This is a genomic window from Gluconobacter wancherniae NBRC 103581, from assembly GCF_007988885.1.
GTDB lineage: Bacteria > Pseudomonadota > Alphaproteobacteria > Acetobacterales > Acetobacteraceae > Gluconobacter > Gluconobacter wancherniae.
In genome coordinates this window covers 698,993-722,210 of sequence record NZ_BJUZ01000001.1, presented here as the reverse complement: position 1 = coordinate 722,210, position 23,218 = coordinate 698,993, and the positions used below count along the sequence as shown (strand labels likewise).

At 56.8% G+C, this 23,218-nt stretch carries 19 protein-coding genes; 8 read left to right on the top strand and 11 right to left on the bottom strand.

Features of this window, described 5'->3' with window-relative positions:
• Positions 1 to 4: 4 nt before the first annotated feature.
• Genes GWA01_RS03300 through GWA01_RS03280 form a run of 5 tightly spaced genes read right to left on the bottom strand, consistent with a single transcriptional unit; the run spans position 5 to position 5,618 of the window.
• Positions 5 to 826 (bottom strand): hypothetical protein, encoded by an 822-nt coding sequence (locus GWA01_RS03300; RefSeq protein ID WP_146793977.1) that lies wholly within the window; start codon positions 824 to 826, stop codon positions 5 to 7.
• Positions 823 to 1,776: an MlaD family protein gene (locus GWA01_RS03295; protein ID WP_146793974.1), complete on the bottom strand. Its 954-nt coding sequence runs from the start codon at positions 1,774 to 1,776 to the stop codon at positions 823 to 825. Before GWA01_RS03295 ends, GWA01_RS03300 begins: the two co-directional genes overlap by 4 nt.
• Positions 1,776 to 2,492: a P-loop NTPase family protein gene (locus GWA01_RS03290; RefSeq protein ID WP_146793971.1), complete on the bottom strand. Its 717-nt coding sequence runs from the start codon at positions 2,490 to 2,492 to the stop codon at positions 1,776 to 1,778. Before GWA01_RS03290 ends, GWA01_RS03295 begins: the two co-directional genes overlap by 1 nt.
• A 1-nt stretch (position 2,493) precedes the next feature.
• Complete coding sequence (locus GWA01_RS03285) at positions 2,494 to 3,306, bottom strand: MlaE family ABC transporter permease (RefSeq protein WP_146793969.1); 813 nt, start codon at positions 3,304 to 3,306, stop codon at positions 2,494 to 2,496.
• Positions 3,303 to 5,618, bottom strand: coding sequence for a cache domain-containing protein (locus tag GWA01_RS03280; RefSeq protein ID WP_146793967.1), 2,316 nt, complete (start codon positions 5,616 to 5,618; stop codon positions 3,303 to 3,305). Before GWA01_RS03280 ends, GWA01_RS03285 begins: the two co-directional genes overlap by 4 nt.
• A 321-nt stretch (positions 5,619 to 5,939) precedes the next feature.
• On the opposite strand from GWA01_RS03280, the gene ygfZ reads away from it, so the two are divergent.
• Positions 5,940 to 6,752, top strand: coding sequence for a CAF17-like 4Fe-4S cluster assembly/insertion protein YgfZ (gene ygfZ / locus GWA01_RS03275; RefSeq protein ID WP_146793965.1), 813 nt, complete (start codon positions 5,940 to 5,942; stop codon positions 6,750 to 6,752).
• A complete protein-coding gene (hisI, locus tag GWA01_RS03270; protein WP_146793963.1) occupies positions 6,749 to 7,159 on the top strand; it encodes a phosphoribosyl-AMP cyclohydrolase in 411 nt (136 codons plus the stop codon). Before ygfZ ends, hisI begins: the two co-directional genes overlap by 4 nt.
• Here hisI and GWA01_RS03265 read toward each other — a convergent pair.
• From GWA01_RS03265 to GWA01_RS03250, 4 genes are read right to left on the bottom strand one after another with little or no spacing between them, the layout of a single operon-like run.
• The gene (locus GWA01_RS03265; RefSeq protein WP_146793961.1) at positions 7,147 to 7,920 is read right to left on the bottom strand and encodes a ribonuclease T2 family protein; all 774 of its coding nucleotides are present in this window, start codon (positions 7,918 to 7,920) and stop codon (positions 7,147 to 7,149) included. The genes hisI and GWA01_RS03265 overlap by 13 nt on opposite strands.
• Positions 7,917 to 8,762 carry an S-formylglutathione hydrolase gene (gene fghA / locus GWA01_RS03260; RefSeq protein WP_146793959.1) on the bottom strand — a complete coding sequence of 282 codons (846 nt, stop codon included), beginning with the start codon at positions 8,760 to 8,762 and terminating at the stop codon, positions 7,917 to 7,919. The genes GWA01_RS03265 and fghA overlap by 4 nt, the downstream gene beginning before the upstream one ends.
• On the bottom strand, positions 8,759 to 9,880 hold the full coding sequence (locus GWA01_RS03255; RefSeq protein ID WP_146793957.1) for an S-(hydroxymethyl)glutathione dehydrogenase/class III alcohol dehydrogenase: 1,122 nt from the start codon (positions 9,878 to 9,880) through the stop codon (positions 8,759 to 8,761). The genes fghA and GWA01_RS03255 overlap by 4 nt, the downstream gene beginning before the upstream one ends.
• Before the next feature lie 27 nt (positions 9,881 to 9,907).
• Positions 9,908 to 11,080 carry an MFS transporter gene (locus tag GWA01_RS03250; protein ID WP_146793955.1) on the bottom strand — a complete coding sequence of 391 codons (1,173 nt, stop codon included), beginning with the start codon at positions 11,078 to 11,080 and terminating at the stop codon, positions 9,908 to 9,910.
• A gap of 71 nt (positions 11,081 to 11,151) precedes the next feature.
• Here GWA01_RS03250 and GWA01_RS03245 point away from each other — a divergent pair, with 71 nt between their 5' ends.
• The 5 genes from GWA01_RS03245 (at position 11,152) to GWA01_RS03225 (ending at position 15,609) form a co-directional block, all read left to right on the top strand.
• Positions 11,152 to 12,027 carry a bestrophin family protein gene (locus GWA01_RS03245; RefSeq protein WP_146793953.1) on the top strand — a complete coding sequence of 292 codons (876 nt, stop codon included), beginning with the start codon at positions 11,152 to 11,154 and terminating at the stop codon, positions 12,025 to 12,027.
• A gap of 58 nt (positions 12,028 to 12,085) precedes the next feature.
• On the top strand, positions 12,086 to 12,676 hold the full coding sequence (locus tag GWA01_RS03240; RefSeq protein ID WP_146793951.1) for a CarD family transcriptional regulator: 591 nt from the start codon (positions 12,086 to 12,088) through the stop codon (positions 12,674 to 12,676).
• A gap of 144 nt (positions 12,677 to 12,820) precedes the next feature.
• The gene (locus GWA01_RS03235) at positions 12,821 to 13,621 is read left to right on the top strand and encodes an SDR family NAD(P)-dependent oxidoreductase (RefSeq protein WP_146795474.1); all 801 of its coding nucleotides are present in this window, start codon (positions 12,821 to 12,823) and stop codon (positions 13,619 to 13,621) included.
• Between the two features lie 4 nt (positions 13,622 to 13,625).
• On the top strand, positions 13,626 to 14,006 hold the full coding sequence (locus GWA01_RS03230; RefSeq protein WP_146793949.1) for a response regulator: 381 nt from the start codon (positions 13,626 to 13,628) through the stop codon (positions 14,004 to 14,006).
• A 10-nt stretch (positions 14,007 to 14,016) separates the two neighbouring features.
• Positions 14,017 to 15,609 (top strand): tetratricopeptide repeat protein, encoded by a 1,593-nt coding sequence (locus tag GWA01_RS03225; protein ID WP_146793947.1) that lies wholly within the window; start codon positions 14,017 to 14,019, stop codon positions 15,607 to 15,609.
• Here the strand turns inward: GWA01_RS03225 and GWA01_RS03220 are convergent.
• Positions 15,603 to 19,739 carry a translocation/assembly module TamB domain-containing protein gene (locus tag GWA01_RS03220; RefSeq protein WP_146793944.1) on the bottom strand — a complete coding sequence of 1,379 codons (4,137 nt, stop codon included), beginning with the start codon at positions 19,737 to 19,739 and terminating at the stop codon, positions 15,603 to 15,605. The genes GWA01_RS03225 and GWA01_RS03220 overlap by 7 nt on opposite strands.
• The gene (locus GWA01_RS03215; protein ID WP_229316000.1) at positions 19,739 to 21,826 is read right to left on the bottom strand and encodes an autotransporter assembly complex protein TamA; all 2,088 of its coding nucleotides are present in this window, start codon (positions 21,824 to 21,826) and stop codon (positions 19,739 to 19,741) included. Before GWA01_RS03215 ends, GWA01_RS03220 begins: the two co-directional genes overlap by 1 nt.
• 59 nt (positions 21,827 to 21,885) lie before the next feature.
• Between GWA01_RS03215 and GWA01_RS03210 the strand changes: the two genes are divergently transcribed.
• The gene (locus GWA01_RS03210) at positions 21,886 to 22,995 is read left to right on the top strand and encodes a lysophospholipid acyltransferase family protein (protein WP_228118306.1); all 1,110 of its coding nucleotides are present in this window, start codon (positions 21,886 to 21,888) and stop codon (positions 22,993 to 22,995) included.
• The last annotated feature ends 223 nt before the right edge of the window (positions 22,996 to 23,218 follow it).

The following is a 23,218-nucleotide window of genomic DNA, read 5'->3' as shown; positions in this document are numbered from 1 at the left end:
CTCTTCATTTTTCTGGTTTGTCTGAAGCCGAGCCATCGATCAATGGCTCGCTGCTGCTGATCGGCGCCTGAAGGCTTGATCTGCTATCGGCCTCCTGCTTTCTGAGTGCTACCGCTTGTTTGGGTTCGCCGCTCGCATCAGCGGCCTGTGCCTCCAGAAGGAGCGCACGACGCATTCCGCCATAATCCAGCCCTGCCCGCCTTTTCTGCACAACTAAGGCCGCAGATGCCATCGCATGGGCTGGGTCATGCCGCAGTAACGCCAGATGAGCGTCAAGCTCCTGATAGTCGGTCTGGGTAGCAGTATCCTTCGATGCTCCCAGCTTCGAAGCCATACTGGCGAGTACCCCTGCATTCCCTGTCTCGGCGGCACTCAGTCCATTGAGATAGACTGCGCGTTCCCGGAGCGCCACATCGCCTGAGCTGAGAGGTGCCTGCACCGCCTGCATGGCCCCAGCATAATCGTGCATCCTGTACAGATCAGCCGCCTGCACGAGGGAGAGATCTTGCGTATGCGGATAATTCCGGATCTCTAGAGCTTCCCTTGTGGATTTCAGACTTTCCAGCGATTCCTGCGGTTTGTCCTGATCCAGCAATACGGTCGCAAGATTAAATCCCGAATCATGTATGGCAGAGGCATCATCGCGAAGCAGCGCGCGCTTCAGGGCATCACGATACTGCCCCTCTGCCTGATCGGAATGACCCAGATCGAAAACGCTGCGCCCGGTATCCATGGCGTTGTTATAAGGTTCATCCGGCCTGCTGGTATTCACGGCATGTGAACCACATCCGGCAAGCAGAACAAGCAGAAAAACGGAGCGCTTCATGGCCGCACCGCCTGCGCAGGAAGCCTGCGTTCAGGTTTCTGCGCACCCCCACCTCCCAGAAGCCATAGGCCCTTGAGCTGATCCGTCAACTGACGGAGACTGCTCGCACTGGCCTCCGCCTGAGTAATCAGTGCCGGAAGTTGCGCCGTTGCGGTGTTCGCATGGATCACGGTCTGCTGAACCTGCGGCATCGTTTTGCGGAGCGTGGCTGTGGCGGAGCGTGCATTGTCCAGCGCCCCATCGGCCTTGGTCATTGCACCGCTCAACTGCTGCTCAATGGGCTGGATACGGGCTATCGTCGCATTCAGGGTTTCAAGAGCCTGATTTGCCTGCCGGATCACATCATCCTTCGTCAGCAATGCGCCAACTGTGCCTTTGCCTGCCCGCATGTCCGTAACCATGGCATTGACCTGCCCTGTAATGGCCGTAACATTCTGCATCGCAGGAACGAGCTGCTTGCGCAGATCTGTCACGGTCTGGGTAATGACATCAGCCGGGTTTGGCTCCACGGAGGCGTTCAAAACCGCATATTTCCAGTCCAGCGTCTCGGCACGTCCACGACCCAGCTCGATATAGCTCGCCCCAGCAACGACGAAGCGATGGCGGATGATGGCTGTGCTGTCTGTACGCACGAATGGCTTGAACTGCGGCTCGATCGACCCCTCAGCATACATCCGGCCTTCTGCGTTCAGATCCAGATGGCGTATTTCACCTGCATGGACGCCCATAACCTCGATGTCGTCACCAATGGCGAGGCCAGCAACACCACTCTGAGGCAGAACGAAATGGATCTTCGCCTCTGGGGTGAGCCATTTCTTCAGAAAGCCCGCCTCGATAATGGCGCCGACGAAAAGAACCAGCGCGATCAGCACCACAATACCGACCCATTCATCAGCATAGCGATTGCGGAAAAGCGGCTTGGCCGCATCGGTTTGGCGCATGCGGAACATCAGGAACCTCGCATCGAAAACAGTCCATCATCATAAAGCCGCAGGTGAAGACTTGCGCCCTGCCCGTAGCCACGCCAGGCACTGTCATCTGGAGCAAGCCAGATGACCGCACATCCCCTGTCCCGGGCCTCGGTAAGCGCAGAGAGAAATGCCGCGTACAGATCGGATGGAAACATCTCGACCGGATTTTCCAACAGTAACAGCGATGGCTCCCCCAGAAACGCGCGAACGCAATCAGCCCGCCTTCTGTCCAAAGCGGAAAGACGCCCCGGTGGCAGCACCGGAAGCCCCGGAAGGCCGAAACGGATGCCGAGCCGCGTTGCCTTCTCCACTAATGTGCCAAGTGGCGTCCGAGTGTGGTGCATCTGTGGCCATAAAATATTCAGATGGGTCCCATACAGATCAATCCAGCCCCCATCCGTCACCATTCGGCCGATACGCCCACGTAAAGCCCAGGCACGGCGGTCTTCCAGTGCATCCCAGTCCAGCCCCATGCAACGCACACTGCCCTCGCTCAGGGGGATCAAGCCGGTACAGAGATCTGCAAACAGGGACGCCTGTCTTGGATCACGGCACTCGATCAACGCGCACTCACCCGGATTGAGATGCAGGTTATAGCGCGTGGAAAAGAGGCCGCTTGCGTCAAAGCGCGGGCGCGCATCCAGCAATTCCAGCACTGGATCAAGTGCGCTGCGCCCCAGATCATCTTCAGCCATCTCAGTCAAACCCTACGCTGAATACGACATTGATGATCATCACGGAGAGGATACCGCGTGCGAACCCCCTTGGCAGAAGGGTCGCCAGGTCGTCTTCGCTGGTTGCATCCATTCCTGACAGACACGAACAGAGCCCCACGATGAAACCACTAAGCGTGAATTTTGCCGGTATGCTGAAGTAGTCGATCGGTCGCATACTGCTGGTCACCTGATCCAGAAATGCCCAGACCGGCATGGTGATGATCCCTTCGACCCAGCACACCAGATACCCCATCACCAGAGCTGTCAGGCTGAAGATCATGCCCAGAGTGAAACCGCTGATCGTCATGGCGAGCGTTCGCGGCATGACGAAGGCAAGAAACGGATCAATGCCCATCCCCGCCATAACGCGCATCTGGCCGCCGGTTGTAAGTGTTCCGAGCTCAGTAAGCATGAGCATCCCGGAGCGCCCGAGTAGAATGACACCCACCAGAACCGGCGCGATCTCACGCACCAGGACAGTCGAGAGGATCGAGCCGGTCATCTGCGCCATACCTGCAAACCCGAGCCAATACACTGCCTGCGCAACGATCCCGAACCCCGTCAACGCGGCAGTCACAAGCACACTCAGAAGACCACCACCTGTGGCCTGTCTCAACGTCTGCCAGAACTCGATCCTCACCGTGCGCCGCCACGAACTGAAATGACGGGCTTCCTGCACGACCCCCCATCCCCCGCCAATAACCATCAGCGTGAAGCGCAGTTGCGTTCGGGAAAAACGCCCCAGCCCGACGAGGGCTTCACGAAGACGGCTTTCCTTGTGCTGGGGGCTCATCGTCTGCCTGCCAGAATAAAGCTGCGCGTGATGCCACTGCTTGGGATGTAGAACATGCCGCGGGGCCGGAAGAGGAAATATTCGCGCAAACTCAGATAAGCCTGCTCTGATACCTGAATGGTTCCACCATCGGGCGTACTGTCTGCCAACAGATCCGCAACGTTAATCGCCTCTCCCCATACATTGAACACACTCGGTTCAGCACCGAGCAGAGAGGCCATGACAGGTCCCACATCCATCCCAATCCGGAAAACCGGATCAATATCCGCACGCGCCAGAGACGTAAGGCACGCCTCACGGATCGACACGGCGGCGTCCGCCAGACGCAGTGCCGCGCCCGGATCAGGCTCCTGCGAACAGCCCCCCAGGAACACCAGCCTGTTGCTGATGACCTGCATCGAAAACAGTCCCGCATCCCGCGCAATTTTCTGGATCTGCACACTGAGGGACGTAATCAGTTCCAGAGATTGCAGAACATCTCCCCGAGCCATCGAATGAGGATCAGAAAATACCACGACCATGACAGGTACCTGCGCATACAGGCCCGCAGGAACGACCTCGTCGTCCGGGCTCTGACCCGGATTGATCAGAAAACCCTCGTCGAAGCGCGTAGCCTGCTCATGGTAAGGAATGGCCGCAGGCGCGCTCTCCGGAGTGTCATGGTCATGCGAATGCGCGAAGCGGAGCACCACAACAGACGACACGATGGCAATGATATGCTCCATCGCATCGGCCTGTGTCGGGTCTTCCAGAATAATAACCCCGATTGGCTTGTGATTACTCATGAGCGGATGAAATACGAGCCCATGCGCGTCCACTGTTCTCATCACGAGTTGCTGGAACGATTTCGAACGCTCATCAGCACTTGCATCGGGTACGTCGAGCGTATGTCCCTCTCTCATGAGATCGAACAGTGCAGCGTGTTCGCGTTCGGTAATTTCCATGCCGGTGCTGTGCGCATCCCGCCCCATTTCGAACGAATCTTCGCAGAGCAGCCGTTTTCCGTCCGGTAACAAACGCCATATGCTCGCCCGGCGCGCGCCAGTCCGCTCTGCCAGAGATTCCGTCAGGATCGGAACATCATGTGCGGGATCAAGCAGATCAGGCGTTCCAGCGAGACGCAGCAGTGATGCATTTTCTGCACGGACACTCTCGCGCATAAGCCCGATGCGCTTGCGAAGCCGCTCCATCCGGCGGCCCTGTATGACGAGCCCGAGCGCCAGAAGAGACGCCAGCCCGACAACCAGCAACGAAAAAAGAACATTCTGCTTGCGGGCTACCGATGCAAAATCTGCAAAATCGCTCTCGGGCGCATTCAAAAGTAAAACCCAGTGCCGATGCGCGAATGGAAGCCCGGACGCGATCGTTACGTAATTTCGGTTTTTTGATTGTACCAGCCCGGCTCCAGCGCCTTTCACGCGAAACACGTTGAGGGCGCGTGTGAAAACAGGCTGTGTCTGGGGATCAAGATGAACATTGCCCGGATCAAATCCAGGCTTGTTCATATCCACCATATTACGACCCGCAATCACGCGCCCATGCATGTCTACGATTACGGCCCTGCCGCTCTTGCCAACCTGTAGACTGTCCAGAAATTCCGTGAGCCTGTTCAGGGAAATGCTAATGGCAAAGACAGCACGATGACCGTCATTCGTTGTCAGAGCTACGGATGCGGTGATGATGAATTGGTGCGTTGAGATATAGGGGTATGGGTCTGTCCAGTAGAGGTCGTTCCCACCCTGTTTGGCGCGTTTGACAGCGCCCATATACCACGGCCGCACGCGGGGATCGTAATCTGTGGCATGATCCGCATCTGTGAAAAGCAATTTCCCATCACGATCCACGATCATGTGCTGGTAGCTCTGTGCTCCAGCAGGATCTTTGTGCAGATGGGTTTCCTCGTAGTGATCGCCACGTCGCGTCACCATCCAGAACTGACCCTGATCATTAGCAAGATAGAAACTGTCCACCTGCGGCACATGCGCAAGCATTGAGCGGCCATAAAGCATGAATGTTTCAGGCGTTGCGTCGCTAACAGGACTGCGCAACATGTCCTGAGCAATCACAGCACTCCCGGAAGCAGGAGCCAGATATTCATTGACCTCCTGCGTTACATAGCGCTGCTGGCTTGTGAGAAGATCATTGGAGAGCGATATCGCCCCCTGCCGGGTGATCCGGTAATTATGAATGCTGACCAGCGAGATCGTGGCTATGACGAGCAAGACACCAATGATGGGCCCCAGAATCTGAAACAGCTGTCTCCTGCTATTTTCAGGGCTGGATGCAGGGTCAACAATTTCGACAGATGGCAAGGCGTACTCACTCCGGCAAATGCGGCCTCAGGATCATCGGCTTGAAACAGTCCGTATCATAACTATATCCCCGGACCGGAGACTGACCGCAACCCATACTGAAAAAACACCTTCCAAGGTGCGTCTTATTCATCACCATAAATGGAAAAAATACTTTCTCAGGCGTTGATTGCTGCCCTAATGCAAGCAGTTGTAACGTCCGCCATCGCTGCCCTCCGCGGCAAGATGAAGGGTTGAAACAGGACGCCGCATTGTGCTCAGTCAACGTGTCCCGTTCCGGACGGTTCCCCCTCCTCAGCCTGCGCTTCCGGTGTTTACCTCATGACAGTTTTTCTTCCCCGTCGTGCCGTTCTTGCTTTCACAGGTGCGGACCGCGTCTCTTTTCTACAGGGGCTCGTTACGAATGACCTCCAGACCCTGACACAGGATCAAGCTGTATGGAGTGCATTGCTGACACCTCAGGGCCGATGGCTAAGCGAGTTTTTCCTTTTTGCACAAGGTGATCACATCCTGATGGATTGTGCGGCCGAGCATGCAGACTTCCTTGCAAAGAAGCTCTCACGGTTCCGCCTGCGATCGGACGTCCAGATCAACCGGACGGACCTGCATGTCGTCGTGGGCAGCGGCACTGAGGATCTCCCCGCGGATGCAGTGATAGCGGCGGCCGACCCACGCTGCGAAGGCGCTGGTTGGCGCGCTATCGTTTCAGCCCTTCCCGAGCACAGCGCTTCAGAGCGGGATTATCTGGAACGCCGCCTCGCATTGGGACTGCCGGACAATGAGGACTTCGTAAGCGAACAGACGTTGGCACTCGAAGCCAATATGGATCTTCTGAACGGCGTGTCCTGGAAAAAGGGCTGCTACATGGGGCAGGAACTGACCGCGAGGACGCACTATCGGGGCCTTCTCAAAAAGAGGATGCTCCCCGTAACGCTGATGGGCGCCAGTTTCCCAGAGAGCGGGGGCATCGTCATGATGGAGGACCGTGAAGTTGGCGAGATCCGATCAAGGTCCGGGCATCATGCTATTGCCGTCCTGCGCCGTGAAGCATGGTCATCCAGCGCATTGACCTGTAATGGCCACAGTCTCTTGATCAACTGGCCCCTGTGGTTCCCTGTGGAGATGCGTTCATGACCTGGACAGCCCCTTCCCCTGCCATCATTGATGATATCCTCAGCCAAACCCGCTTTGACGCAAACGGCCTGATCTCTGCCATCGCCCAAGACCCGGACGGCACAATCCTGATGCTGGCATGGATGAACGCCGATGCCCTCCGCGAGACACTGGAAACAGGGCGCGTCTGCTACTGGTCTCGCAGCAGGGAGAAACTGTGGCGCAAGGGGGAAACCTCAGGCCAGCAGCAGCAGCTTCTGGAAGCGAGGCTGGACTGCGACATGGATGCAGCCCTTTTCATCATTCGCCAGACCGGCGTTGCCTGCCACACCGGCAGGCGCAGCTGTTTCTATCACGGTGTTACGCCGGACGGGCTGCAAGATACGATGCAGCCCGAAATCGACCCTGCGGTTCTTTACGGGCGCTGAACGGCTGCGGAACCGGAAGAAACCTGATCCCAGCCCGGCACAAGAAAGACCGCCGGGCAACCATTCTGATCATGCGGAGACGGCAAATAGGATTCCTTCGCTGGGAAGGCGGACAGTTTTTTCGGATCCAGCGTGAACCAAAGCTGTGACAGCACGGTCTGCCCATTCGCCGAAGTCTCGCAGCGGAGCTGAAGAGCCCTTGGCGCATCAGCACCAGTCATCGTAGCAAAAGTTGACAGGAACTGGTCTTTCCGGACCTGAAAACCTTCCTGTCGGGTCAGCCAGATACCAAAGCCAGAAGACGCAAAACGATCCCGCAAGGCCATAGACGTCACGAAAAAGCTGTCTGCGTCATATCCGAAGCAGCGGGCATGCTTGGTATATTCATGGACGTATAACGGCTTTTTCAGATGGGGAACGACCCCAGCAAGAGCGTCCCGGGTGGCCTGCCGCAGAACTGGCGGGGTATCATTGAGTTCGTAGAGATCACACCCTTTGGACCACCACTGCACGACCGGAACATTCTGTGCTTCGAGCGTGTGTGGTTCAGAAGCCCATAGGCCATGCAACCCTATGGAAAAATGACGGGGCTGATCTGCAAGACACCCTCCGCCAGAGGAACAGAAACCGGGCTGCCATGTCAGCGCCAGCGTATCATGCGTAAAATCAGTATGCTCGAGCGGCGTGATGGAAGGGCCCGTGGGGGCCTGTGTCGCGCAGCCTGCAATCATGAGAAAGGCTGCGATAAGATACTGCTTCATGCACGGAGGCCTTTGGCGTGATGGCGAATGTGATCCGCGATGAATGTCTGCACAAACCAATAGGAATGATCATAGCCCTGATGGTGGCGCATCTCGATAGACTGCTTCGCTTCCCGCGCACCTTCTTCAAGCGCATCAGGTCGCAGATCTGCCAGATACTGATCCTGCGTACCCTGATCGATCAGGATCGTGGATGGGTGCCTGCAGCCTGAACGCAGCAGCATTGTGGGATCACACTTCATCCAGTGCGCGGGATCTCCACCAAAATACGCATCAAATGCTTTCTGCCCCCAGGCGATGCTGCTGGGGAAACAGATTGGAGCAAAAGCAGATACGGTTTTCCATCTGTGTGGAAAGCGCAGAGCCTGAATGAGCGCGCCCATGCCACCCATCGAATGCCCGACAATTCCACGGCGTTCAGCGTCGAGGTGAAAGAGGCTTTCGGTCAGGGCTGGTAGTTCTTCCCCGACGTAACTCTCCATCCGGTAGTGCTTGGCCCAGGGCTCTGCCGTTGCATCGACGTAAAAACCCGCACCGGAGCCGAGGTCGTAGACATCGTCTTCTCCCTTGATTCCGGTATGGCGCGGGGACGTGTCAGGGGCGACAAGAGCTATGCCGTGATCCGCCGCAAAACGGATAGCATTTGCCTTGATGAGGAACGTCTCCTGAGTTCCTGTCAGACCAGACAGCAGATGGATGACGGGGACTTTCTCACCCTTCAAAGCCTGCTCAGGCAAAAAGACGCCAAATGTTGCGGGAACCCCAAGGCTTTCAGAATGATGACGAATGAACCGGACAGAACCCCCGAAACATTCATGCCGGGCAAGGATCTCCGTGCTCACTTTCCATACTCCACGACGCTACGAATACTCTCGCCGCGGGACATAAGATCAAATCCGTAATTGATCTCCGAAAGCTTCAGCTTTTGTGTGATCAGGTCATCGATGTTGATTTTGCCTTCCATGTACCAGTCCACGATCTTTGGTACATCGGTACGACCGCGGGCTCCACCGAACGCTGAACCAATCCACTTTCGACCCGTCACAAGCTGGAAAGGCCGGGTGCTGATTTCCTGTCCGGCACCGGCTACCCCGATCACACACGAGACACCCCAGCCGCGATGCGCGCTCTCAAGCGCCTGCCGCATAAGCTTGACGTTGCCCACGCATTCGAAGGTGTAATCCGCACCTCCACCCGTCAGCTCGATCAGATGCCCAACGAGGTCTCCGTCCGGCCCCAGATCCTTTGGATTCACAAAATCCGTCATTCCGAATTTGCGTGCGATTTCGGCACGTTCCGGATTGAGATCTATACCAATGATGCGGCCCGCGCCGACCATCTTCGCACCCTGCACGACATTGAGGCCAATACCGCCAAGGCCAAATACCGCGACAGTCGCCCCCGCCTCGACCTGTGCTGTAAACATGACAGCGCCAATGCCCGTGGTCACGCCACATCCGATATAGCAAACCTTATCGAACGGCGCGTCCTCACGGATTTTTGCGAGGGATATCTCAGGCAGGACCGTGAAATTCGCAAAGGTAGAGCAGCCCATATAATGATGGACGGGCTGGCCTTTATAGGAAAACCGCGACGTACCATCGGGCATGACACCCTTGCCCTGCGTACTGCGGATCGAAGTACACAGATTGGTCTTGCGGGAAAGGCAGGAAGGACATTCCCGGCACTCGGGTGTGTAGAGCGGGATAACGTGATCACCCACTTTTAGGTGCCTTACGCCCGGGCCAACCTCACGCACGATCCCCGCGCCTTCATGCCCCAGAATGGCGGGGAAGAGGCCTTCAGGGTCTTGGCCAGACATCGTGTACTTGTCGGTGTGACACAGGCCGGTCGCCATAATCTCGACCAGAACTTCGCCCTCTCTGGGACCTGAAAGTTGCACTGTATCGATTTCGAGCGGTTTACCGGCTTCAAATGCAATGGCGGCGAGGACATCCATGATGGCAATTCCCTTGTCAGACAGTTTTCAAACTGTGGCACCGCATTCTTTGCCTGCAAAGGTCCGTACGTTTTTTTCCAGTACGAAAAGGCAAATCGAAGATGCTCCCATCCCCATCAGACTGCCCACAATCAGCACGGAACTGCCCCACGAGAGCAGCCAGCCGCCGATCGCCGGACCAAGGGAAAGCCCCGCCCCGGCAAGAAATGAAAACTCCGCACTGATCTCGCCCTGCCGATCAAGCTTTCCAAGAAGCAGGAGCACAAACGGCAATAAAAACGGCCATGCAAGTTTAAAGAAAATGACTCCCAACACAAAAGGAATGGCCATTTTCAGTCCAAGCAGCGCGATGGCCAGTGCCAGAGTGCCGTAGCCAATCAGAATTCCTGTACGGAGCGGCAGCTTGCGTCCGCTCAAACCGGCAAGAGCCGAGCCCGCCATTCCCATAATCGACGCAACTGAAAACGCCTCCCCGGCAGCGATGGTGCCAATACCAATGCGGGTCGCCAACAGACCTGCAAACGTCCAGACCGCACTCAGGGCAATGTAGAAAAAGACAACCGCCGGCCAGCGCAGCAACGCCCACGGTGCCCAACGAACAGACGGCAACACCGAAACGTCATCCCCGGCACTTTGCCCGCAATCCGGCAGAAACCGGATAAGCAGAACAGCCAGAATATCCAGTGCCGCAATACCTTCGAAAACATGAGCTATCCCCACTGCTGCAAAGAGAGGCGCGGCCGCCAGAAGCGCCGCACTCCCAAGCGCACATTGCCCGAACAGAAATGCACTGAACGCATGTGAGCGCTGAGGATGCACATTCGCAGATGCCATACACAATACGCTCACAAGCGTTCCAGCTGTTGCTGCAAACAGCCGCACAGGAAGAAGAAGCCCGGCGTAAGGCAGCACAAAAGCCGTGAGACAGTTTCCAGCCCCTGCAAGCAGCAGCGCACCCCTGGCCAGTCTGCGCCAGTGCCCCCGTGGTACCAGAATGCGACCGATCAGACCGGAGAGGCAGTATCCGGCAAACTCGGCTGAAAACATCCAGCCCACGAAGCGGGTAGAAAGATGCTGCCCCGTCACAAATTCGTGAGCCAATGCCGGAGCGCAAAGCAACACAACATTCACTAGCCCTGTGAGAACCGCGATGGTCCATAATGCGTTGCGGCTGGAAAAGAACGGTAAGGATACAGACATTCTTTGCTGTTAGCGGGACACGCGTTGCCTCGATAGAGTTTCTTCGAACGTTTCAACAAAGGAATACCGGATTGATCGTCAACCGCCGGCATGGACTGACCATACTTCTGCGGGAAACACTCCCGCCACTTCTGATCCTGGCACTCTGGGACCTGGTGGTCGTCATTCTTTTTCAGGTTTATCATCAGGAATGGATGGAGCAGCCGTCTCTTCCAATTTCACTGATGGGCTCAGCCCTCGCGCTGTTTCTGGGTATGCGCAATAACGCGGCCTATGCCCGGTGGTGGGAAGGCCGCTCCCTGTGGGGAACAATCACTAACAACTGCCGCTCGTTCGGGCGTGAAGCTGCTTCATTGCTCGGCGGCCGCCCTGATCTGGCGCGGGCGATGGCTGCATATCCGCACGTTCTTCGTGCGGCACTGGGGAATTATCCAACCGGTGAAGAAGTAAACCGCCTTCTGACGCCTGAAATGCGCGAGAAGGTTTTTGCATGCTCCAATACAGCCAATGCAGTGCTCTATCAGATAGGCCTCGGCGTAGCCGAAGAGGTGGAACTCAAAAAAATAGATGGCGCGGTCCATGGAACGGTAGATCGTATCCTTTCGGACCTCGCAAACGCACAGGGTGGCCTTGAGCGCATCCGCAACACACCATTACCCGTGCAGTATTCGATACTGCCAAATATGGTGACGCATCTTTTCTGCATCGTCCTGCCACTTTCAGCCGTGCAGACACTTGGCTGGATCACGCCGTTGGGCTCCAGCGTCATCGGGCTTCTGTTTCAGGCACTCGATCGCAGTGGGCGCGATCTACAGGAACCCTTCACAACCAGCCCCCACGCACTTCCAATGCACACGATGGCCCGCACGATCGAGCGCGACCTTCTCCAGCCGATTGGCGATACGCCCCCTCCTGCAATCGTTGCGACCCATGGCGTGCAGCCCTGAGTGGGAGTGAAAGGTTCGCACAAGACAGGAGGCAGTTTTTCTGCTATGTCTCTTGTCCATGAGCAACACCTTCAAGACCCCTCCGAAGGGCGGCATGACGGATGCGATGGCCCGCACCGCAGCCGAAAATACCGCTAAACAGACTGATACAGTCCACCACGAGGATCCCTTCACTGAAGGTGACTCCATCGTATACGCCGCCCACGGCGTAGGCCGGGTGGACCGTATCGGCACCGACGAGATCGCTGGCACTATGATCGAGATCATCCAGATCTCCTTCCCTGGCAACCAGATGACGCTCCGTATCCCTCTTGCAAAAGCCCGCAAGGCGGGTCTGCGTAAGATTGTCACACGTGACATTGTCGACAAGGCCATGACGGTCATCAAGGGCAAGCCACACGTGAGCAAGGGCATGTGGGCCCGTCGTGCTGTTGCATATCAGGAAAAAATCAACTCTGGTGACCTGATCCAGATCGCAGAAGTCCTGCGTGATCTGCGTCGCAACGTCGACAGCCTTGATGGCAGCTTCTCCGAGCGAAAACTTTTCGAAGCCGCTCAGGAGCGCTTTGTTGCCGAAGTGGCCGTTCTGGAAAACACAGATCCTGCGACCGTTCTGGAAAACCTTACAAAAACCATGAAAGCGGCCTAACCGTCCGTTTCCAGACCTGTGCGCCCTGCTTTGAGGCGTGTAATGGTTTTTCTGCATTCCGATCCTCCCAGTATGCTTCATACAGCTGGCCCTGGATCGGGATGCGTGCATCCTACCCCGCTTTTTAATTAAGGAGAGGCCGTGATGCCCAGCCCTTACAAGGACCGTTTTGCAGGCAAGAAGGTGCTCGTCACCGGTGCCTCGCAAGGCATTGGCGAAGCCACTGCCCTGCGTTTTGCACAGGAAGGCGCACAGGTTGCCCTGAATGGCCGCAAGGAAGACAAGCTGATCGCCGTTCGCGACGCGATGCCAAAGGTATCGGGTGGCGAGCATGTGATCGCTGCAGGTGATATTTCCAAGGAAGCCGACGTCGAGCGTTTGATGCGTGAAAGCATCGAGGCCATGGGCGGTCTGGATATTCTCGTCTGCAATGCAGGCTACCAGATCCCGTCTCCTTCCGAAGATATCAAGCTCGAAGACTTCGAAGGCGTGATGGCTGTGAACGTGACAGGCGTCATGCTGCCGTGTCGTGCCGCACTCAAGTACTGGCTTGAAAACAACATTCACGGCGTGATCATCGTGAACTCTTCCGTTCACCAGATCATTCCCAAACCTCACTACCTTGGTTACTCGGCGTCCAAGGGTGCCGTTGGCAATATCGTGCGCTCACTCGCGCTCGAATACGCCAGCCGTGGCATTCGTGTGAACGCAGTTGCACCAGGTGCGATTGTCACGCCGATCAACATGTCCTGGATCAACGATCCGGAGCAGTACAAGGCCGTTTCAAGCCATATTCCGATGAAGCGCCCCGGCGAAAGTCGCGAAATCGCAGATACGGTTGCGTTTCTGGCATCAGAAGAAAGCACCTACATCACTGGCCAGACGCTCTACGTCGATGGCGGTCTGACGCTGTATGGTGATTTCGAAAAGAACTGGTCCTCGTAACCATATGAATGCTTCCCTTGCCGTTCTCGTTGTTGAAGACGATTTTCTGATCCGCACCTGTCTCATGGAATTCCTGCAGGATAGCGGAATGGCGGTGCGGGAAGCTGAAAACTGCGCCGAAGCTGCTGAGGCCGTCAGGTCCGAACCAGTGCTGCATGCACTCGTCGCGGATCTGACCCTGCCTGATGGCGACGGAATGGCCATCACCCACCTTGCGCGGGACAAGTGGCCAGACCTGCCCGTGATCTATATCAGCGGGCATGGTGCACTTCGGCGGGATGAGACGTCCGGTGATCCTGCACGAGACCGCTTCATTTCAAAGCCTTATACGCTGGCCAGTATTCTGGAAGCCATTGAAGACATGACCGGATCGTCGACCTCCTGAAGGTTTTCCGATGCAGACCCAAGCCGACCTTGCGCCTCCTCCTCATGCTGAGCATGCCGTGTTCCGTGATCGGGCCGTAAAGGCGCTTGAGGGAAACAGACCTCAAGAAGCTCTGAACCTGCTTCGGGATCTTCCTGAAAATCCACAAAATACGATTCTGCTCGCGCGAGCCTGGTTTCTTCTGGGAAATTATGAGCGCTCCGCCGAAGCATTGAGTACGGTTTCAGAACCCATCGGCCCCCATCCCGCGATAGCATTCTTTGATCAGGCGGCAGTGTTGGGCCGCCGCGCTGATTTGCTAAAGCTGCTGAAAGCCTGTGTCGCCAGAAATCCCGCTGATTACCGGCTTCCGGAGTTGCAGGGCACCATCCTGATGCAATTAGGCTATTTCACGGAAGCCGAGCGTTACATTCGCGACAGCATCAGCCGCCAACCTGAGGCCAACAGTCCCAGAAACACACTTTCCATGGTCCTTTACGAACAGGGAAAATTCGACGAAGCCCTCGTCGTTCTGGAGGATATCCGCAAAGCCTCTCCCGAAAACTGGGGGCCGCTATGCAATCTTGCCTGTATCCTCAGCAGTATCGGGCGGATGGATGAAGCGAACAATCTCTATCGCCACGCCATAGCGATCGCTCCAAACGAACCCAGCCTCAGACTTAATCATTCTATCGCCATGCTAAAAAGCGGACGGCTCGCACAAGGCTGGACCGAACATGAATGGCGCCTGTCCCTCCCCGGTCATACCAGCCTTCCCTATGGCGACCTGCTACCCACGATCTCACCAAATCTCGACCTGAGGGGTAAACGCGTTCTGGTTACGCAGGAGGAGGGTCTGGGCGATACGTTGATGTATCTGCGCTATTTGCCTGCCCTCGCAAGAACCGGCGCCAGCATTACTGTCTGGGGTGCCTCAACGCTTGCCGCCATCACGCGCCGGATCGAGGGCACGCACAGCGTCCAGACTGGCGGCGAACAACCACAATATGATTACCATTGCCCGTTCATAAGCTTGCCGCGCGCTTTTTCTGGCACGCCAGACGCAATGGGCGCTCCGGTGCCTTACATCACGCCAGCCCCCATAAAAGCCGAAAACTGGAAGAAGATCCTTCATCGGGATCGTAACCTACGCGTGGGGCTTGTCTGGGCCGGAGGTGCACGACCGGAAAACACGGCAGCCTACATGGTAGACCGGCACCGCTCCCTTCCTCTCTCCGCACTGTCTCCGCTGGCAGATCTGGATGGGATCAGTTTCTATTCCCTTCAGAAAGACGCAGCATCCAGCCAGATTGCAGACTTCCCCGGGAAACTCATCGATTTCATGCCGCAGTGTCTGGATATGGATGACACAGCTGCGCTGATAGCGAATCTGGACATCGTCGTGTCAGTTGATACGTCGATCGTGCATCTTGGCGGCGGCATGGGAAAGAAGGTCCTGATGATGGACCGCTATAATAATTGCTGGCGCTGGATGCATGATCGCACGGACAGCCCGTGGTACCCAACGCTGGAAATCATCCGCCAGACCCGTTTCGGAGACTGGACGGATGTGGTGCTGCGCGTCCGGAAAGCCCTCCAGAACGCGCTGATGTTACGTCAGTAGTTAAATCCGTATGACAGGCCAACGCTTGATCCTGGATCATTTTCAGGTGTCGTAAAGCCCGTCACCTGCCCACCCGTTCCAACGGTCGTGTTAATCTTGAGCCGCTTGGTCAGGTCGATCTGAACCTGCGCCTGTGTGCCCGCACCGGATGTGGCCTGCTTGGCACCCACATATACCCCTCGCATGACGTATTTTCCTGCTTCAAGGCTGGCTCCACCATTTCCAACGCCACTGCCACCACCCACGCTCAGGCGGTCCAGACCAAGTGCGTTGCGCACCGTTCCCAACGGATCAAACGACCCACCGCCCGCAAGCTGCGCCACGGCAGCCCCCAGTTCGGCCAGCTGGGTCGTGGACAGTGAATGACTGTCCGTGCCGAACAGAAGGATCGCCAGAACCTGATCGCGGGGCAGACTAGGAACAGACGTGAAATCCAGCTTGGGCGCACTGGCATATCCACCCACTACGAGGCTGGCCAGTGTGCCACTTGCATTACGATCCGCACGGAAATCCAGAGTTGGATCAAGCTTGTGGTTCACACCCGCCCCATTGAACCCGACACGACCATTGGTGAAATTCAGGTTGATACCCGCAAGATTGAAGTTACCACGCCGCAGATCAAATCCACCAGTAACGACCGGAGCTGTGCTGAGACCACCCACGTGCAGGCGCCCTTGCATTTCCGCAAAAATACCGTGCCCACGGACGAACAACTGGCCCGGTGACACCACATCGATCCCAAGACCGATCACCAGACTGCTCGTGCTGGTCGGTGCCTGCTGACCGGGGCGAATGACATCCAGCTGGGGCACTGAAGCAGGCATTGAATCAGGAATATTGATGGCGGCGTTTGGAATACCAATCTGACCATCCACATCCAGACGCGTCGTGGCCTGCCCATGAATATGCAGATCCGTATTGATCGTGGCAGTCAGCAGATCACTCGCGACGGGACGTGCCTTCTGCGAAACCACTCTCAGGTCAACCGGCATTCCCGGCCTAAAAACCCCAACGCTTCCATCCACAGCAATTGTGCCTGGTCCGGCATGCGCCAGAACATGCTCCAGCGTGATCGTGTCGCCAGTGGCAACAACCGCCCCACTCATATCCGTCAGGTGCACGCCCTGCGCGTAGTGGTTGAATGCTGCGTTCTGCAACGTCACACGGCCGCTGGCACGTGGATCCGCAGCGCTTCCTGAAACGTTGAGATTAATTCCAACCTGCCCCGCAAGGCTCATCCCGTTTGCACCGAGAACGCCATTCGCTACAGCAAGATTAACGTGACCATTCGTCGTCAGGGCTATCAGCCCCGTCTTTGACAATGGCGCAGTCCCACGAACCGCGAGCGCAATGGAAGGTCCCGCAGCGAGCGTGGCATCGACACGCGCCGCTTGTCCTGTAAGCCCGATATTGGCGAGAATTTCCGCCGCAGGGAGTGATGCCGCAGGGCCGGTCTGCATCTGCAGACCCCGGGCAGAAAGCGAGATGGTGCCCGTTGGGGCCTGAAGGGTTCCCCCCAACTTGGCATTCGCAGAAATAACACCGTTGGCAGCGAGAGTTGGTGCGAACGGTTTGGCAATAGCAGGCGTCAGATGATCAAGTTTCACCGCCAGAGCCAGAGACGGTTTGAGAGTGCCTGAAACATCAACCGTCGCGGGTGCAACGCCGCTCGGCGCCAGCGTGGCGAGAAGTCGATCTACACCCATATGATCGCCAAACGTTACCGTCGCAGGTTTACCAAGACGAACCTGCTCCCCTTTGACGAGCGCCATGAGGCGATCAACACGGACAGTTTTTTTGGGGAGATCAAGCAGGATTGCCGCATCTGCGTTCGCAGGAGCATCCATCACATTCTGGAACGCCCCCTTGAGTGCAATCGCCAGTGCAGACTGCGTTCCCTTTGCCGTCGCATGGGCCTGACCTGTAATGCCCTGCGCCTGCAAACCGGACAGATCCAGCGCCAGATTAAGATCTGGATCAACAAGGGGATTATTAATGGTTCCAGCAAGCTTCAGTGCCTTGATGGAGGCCGGAGCCATGGCCAGACTGCCATCAAGTCCCAGCCGAACCTGCGGCGGAGCGTTATCGGTCTCTGTCGTATGAAGGGCAAGCGTGAGATGGCCCGCTATGGCCTGTCCGACCAACCTGCGGAACGTGGAAAGATCCCGCACGGAAACATCCAGATCTCCCAGCGGCACCTTTGCTCCCGAAGGCAGGCGCAGGCTTCCCTGACCTTTTAGGCTGCTCCAGTCCAGCTTATGCAGATCTAGGTGGAACGTGCCATTCTCATCGCGCGACAGAGCGGTATCCAACGCCAATGGCGCATTGTCGAGCGTTCCGTTTGCAAGAAGCGTACCCTGTGGTTTGGAAGGCAGGTGTGCGAAGTCCGCATCAAGGGATAAAGGCCCCTTCACAACCTGTGTGGTCCCGAAGTCGCCGCCGATATGCGCTTTCACAGCAAGATCATCTGTTGGGCCATCGGCTGTGGCATTTAAGTCCATATTTCCCAGAAGGGACGGACTGACCTTTTTAAGGTCCGGCAACGAGACGGTTGCCTTTGTCTGCATCCGGTTGCCATGGGCGAGGTCAACCACAGCTTGAACCAGAAGATGAACTGCCTGCCCGTCCAGACCAAAACCCTTGAGCGTCAGGATATTGGATGGCGACTTTGCGAGGTGGGCTGAAAACTGCCCATCCTTGCCAATAAGGTTCAAGGCCTGAGCCTGCCCCCCTGTGATGGAAAGGCTACCCTTCGCATCAACCGTGAGGTCTGCCTTAGGTGTGGCGGGCATTGCAAAATCGGCTGAAAGTGCAGCGCTGCCCTGAATATCCGTTTTACCAATTGCTGCGAGAGGCCTCAGATCAGGCAGCGCCAGATCCAGATGTCCGTGGGCCGCAGGTTTAAGATTGGCAGAACTTGTGGCGTGAAGCAGGGGATGGTCGATTTTTGCTGTAATCGGCATCGTGTCTGCAAGTGGATGCGCAGAGACATCGACCGTCAGGGGAGCACTCGCCAGCAGTGTTGGCTCAGAGCCGGGGATTCTCAAACCATCCAGTGTAGCGACAAGATGAGCAAGCGTATCAGCGGGCCTGGCCCCCTCGGCACCATCAAAGCGTGCGTGAAGATGCCCGATACCCGCCCCGGCTGCCGTGAGGGCATCAATGTCCAGTACGCCAGCCCCGGCAGGAGCCTTGAACGGGCCTCGGAGAGAGGTATCGAGTGTGATCGCGTTCCAGCCAATACCCGGCCTCAGAACCATGGCAGGAGCATTTGCCCGGACGCGCAGATTTCCTGAATTATCGTACAGATTGATCGGACCCGTTGCGGACGCTGTAACCGGGCCAGCGCTCAGCCCGAAATCAAGTGCCGCATTCGTGCGTAGGCCATTCAGGTTAAGATGAAGATCGAGCGGATCAATCTGCGGCAGTTGCCCCAGTGTCGTGGCAAAACCACCAGCCCCTTCCTTGAAAGATGCAGCAAGGGCAATATGATCGGATGGCGTCTGAAGCGTAACATCCAAAGCAGATGCAACATCTAGTCGACCCAGATGGAGCCCTACATCCATATTCGGCAGCGTGCGCGCACTCACACCATTCAGGAAAGGCGCTACAGAGCCAATCCGTGCATGCCCATCAAGTGTGAAAAGGGTCGGTCGCCCCGTGAAATCTGCACCGACCTCTATCCTGTCAACGTGCAAACGCTCCAGATCCACACGCATGTGCAGACTGGATCTGGACGTGGTCGATTTCTGGGGCGCCGAGGCACCTGAATCCGAAACAGGCGCGCGGATGAGCGACAGTCGCCTTGCTGTCAGGGAGTTAACACGTGCGTCCATGTGCAAGAGCGACAGCGGCGACCAGCGAAGATCAAAATCATCCAGCTCAAGCCAGATGCCTTTCGTGTCGCGTATCCGTAGACTGCTCAGTGCAAGGTGTTGGGGGAGCATTCCGGAAAGCCCGGAAATTTCGACCATACCTCCCGTAAGCGGGCCGACCTTACGCTCGATCAGGCGCTGTCCCGGGCTGATGTTCACGCCAACCAAAACCACGGAAATTGCCAGCACCGAAAGTGCAACAGGCACACCGACAATAATCGCTGCGGACCAGAGAATGATTCTGCGTGCGCGCATCAGAAAGTCTCTCCGAGGCCGATATAAAGCTCCCATTTATCTCCATGGGGCGGTCGGTTTACAGGCAGTGCAACATCAACACGGATGGGCCCAATGGGGGTGTAATACCTTACGCCTCCACCATAGCCGACGCGCAACGCACCATGTCCCGGCGTTGAATTGTCTCCAACCTGGCCTGCATCGGCAAAGGCCGCCATTCCAAAACTCTTGAGAATGCGCTGGCGAAACTCGACACTGCCCGCATCAAGGGACGTGCCGCCGATCGCGTATTTTGTGTTGCCATATTGAGGGCCTACGCCCTGATAACGGAAACCACGGATCGTGGCTGGACCACCGGCATACAGACGCTGATCTGGCGGAATCTGATACGTGGATGCACCTTGTACCGACCCGACTATTCCACGGACGGCGAATACGCTACGCCCCGGCTTCGTAAGCCCCAGTCTTGCCAGGTCAAAATAAGTCGAAATCTGTGCACTCAAAAGCGTGAAAAAGGACGTCTGGCTCTCCAGAGATACCGATGGCGTAACGGACACAGATGCACGAATTCCATGTGTAGCGGGATCAATCGGATTGGAGAGTTCCGTGCTATCATATGTCCCGTTCAGGGGCGCCGAGACGATGAAATAGTTCCGTCCAACGCCAAACTGGCGAATATGCTCCTGTTCCGCCGAGAGGCTTCCAGACACTGTCCAGAAACGCGCGACATGCTGCGTGATGCCAACACGCGCCAACAGAGCAGTCTGGGTGTACGAATAAAGATCCTGACGGACACCCTCCACACGGACACTGAGATTTCTGCCCCGCCCCATGAAATCAGGCTTCATGAGATCTGCATAAACATCATATCCAAGCCCCTGCTGCGCTGAACCACCCAGACCGGTGACAAGCGCCGTCAGTTTCAGCCGCTCGGCGTTGCCGAAAAGATTATGATGCGTCCAGGTGGCACCAGCACGACCACCCAAATCAGTCGAATATCCAAGTTGGGCTGCAACGGTACGGCGCTTGGATTCCTTGAATCCAAAATCTATCGGCATCGCCTGAAATACACCCGGAACCAGACTCTTGCCCGGCGTCAGAGTGATAATAGGCGGCGCATTTCTCACCTGCACGGAAGAAAAAACACCCACGCTGGCCAGATCCTGTCGTGCAGCCTCGATCGTTGAAGGTTGATAAAGCTGCCCTTCTTTCACCATCAGTCTGCGCCGCAGGAACGCCTGCTTTACCTTGGCAAGCCCGCTCATATTAATTGGGCCGATTACGACCACAGGCCCTTTCGCGACACGAAAAACCAAATCCAGGGTCTTCGTTTCAGGGCGAAGATAAGCGAGCGGTGCGGACACATCTGCGACTGCGTGTCCTTCTTCCTGCAAGAGATCCTGAAGGTGCCCCTGCGCAGCAAGAACATCCGAGGCCACTGCAGGCTGCCCCGAGGAGAGGCCAAACACCTTCTGTTCCGCTTTATTCAACGTGACGGGCATTCCCTGTGCGGCAGCCTCGGCGGAAGTCGACGCGCGGCTGGCATCTGCGGGTGCAGATGCTTTTGCCTTGGATGGTGGAAGGTTGCGCTTTGAAGATGCGCTTTGCTCCGCGTTCCCCTCAGCACCTTCGGGCGGGGTGGTCAGAGTGATGGAGCCTATGTGAAACTGTGCCCCACGATTGGCAGCAATATCGATTTTCACCTTCGCCCCTGCCGGAAGGTTGTTAAGCGCCTCCGGAAGGATCGGATCACGGCCGTCTAGCGTGCGTCCACCGACAATAACGCTAATCTTTACCGAGCCCGCATAATACCCCTGAGACTGAAGCGCACCATCAATCCGGTCGTAATCACCACGGATCCGACCAGCGAGAGCATATGCACCTACAGCCTGCGTTTTCTGCAACGACTGGAGCATGGAAGATGCTGCAATACCAGTATCAACACTGACATCTTTGGTTGGCTCTATATTCGTCGTATAGGCGAGCGTCTTCTCACCAGCCTCCGGAGCCGGAGTGCGGGGAGCGGCCCATGAGGAAGACGAACAGACTGTCGCCCCCGCCAGAGCAAGGGACATGTGCCTGATGGCGAGGCTGCGGCCTGACTTCACCGTTATTCCTGAAACTGGGTTGCGGGAATTCCGGTCTCTGCCCGGAGAAGAAAACGACATTGATCAATCTGTACCCTGAGGAGCCTGCCACGACGGGCACTGTCAAGACTTTAACCGCGCATTTACCGCTTCGTTGCAATGCGTTTTCAGACCAGAGCCTGATGAAGATTGTCTCAACGCATCGAAACCCCTATCACTCACTACCCATGCCTCATCCTTCCGTTCCGTCTTCTTCCGGCCGAAGCCGTCACAGCCGCCCGGTCATTGATGCCAACGCCGCATTCCCGCGACACTACCAGACCACCCCGTCTTCTGCTGGACGGGCCTTCAGGTGCGCGCGTCGTCTGGCAACGATCCTAATCTGGGCATTCTGGTCGTGTGCTATCCAGGCCGTGCTCGTGCGCCTTCCGGGCCAGAGTAAAATCTATTTTGCCCGATTCTTCTGGCGCATAATATGTGTGTTTCTAGGCATAACCGTGCGTCGGGTTGGTGAAGTCGCGGCCAGTGTAAACAGCGCCGTAGATATCAAAAACGGCAAGCGCCCTGTCATTTTTGTTGGCAACCATTCCTCCTGGCTTGATATCGCAACCGTCGGAAGCATTCTTCCCACTGTGTTCGTATCCAAAAGCGAGGTCGGAAAATGGCCCGCTATCGGTACGATCGCACGCCTGGGCCGGACCATTTTCGTGAGCCGCAACCGGCAGGAAACTGCACGTGAACTACGGGAAATGGCAGAACGACTGCAGGGGGGAGACAACATTATTCTCTTTCCGGAAGGCACATCCTCGGACGGCTCGCGTGTTCTTCCGTTCCTGTCTTCTTTCTTTGCAATCGCGAAGCCCGGACGCCTGGAGCAGGCTGGCGCACCCAAGGCCCCTCCAGTGCTGATACAACCCATATCGATCGTCTATGACCGCCTTGAGGGCCTGCCGGTGACACGCAACCGCCGCAGCGTCTTTTCATGGTATGGCGACATGAACCTCGCCCCCCACCTCTGGTCCTTCGGCCAGTGGCGCTCAATGCGCGCAACGATCATTCTGCACCCTCCCCTTGCACCGGAAGATTTCAGCTCCCGCAAGGAACTCGCAAATGCAACGTTCGAGGCGGTAAGCCGTGGGGCGGAGCAACTGCGCCAGGAGCGTCATCCTGACGCGAAGACCAAGGTGTAGAACCATACAGGTTTCCCTTGACTCGCTGCCGTTTCCCACATCAGTCTCCAGAACAGGAACAGGTATGTTCCTGAACCATGAACTGGAGATGGAAACGCCTATTTCCACGTGTTCAGCACAGCTTCTGGCTGCTCTTACACACCGTCAATGCGCCATATCGGGCTTGACCCGACGCGCCACTGAGCCGATGTGTGCGCAGATGCCTGCCCTTCCTGGATCAAAA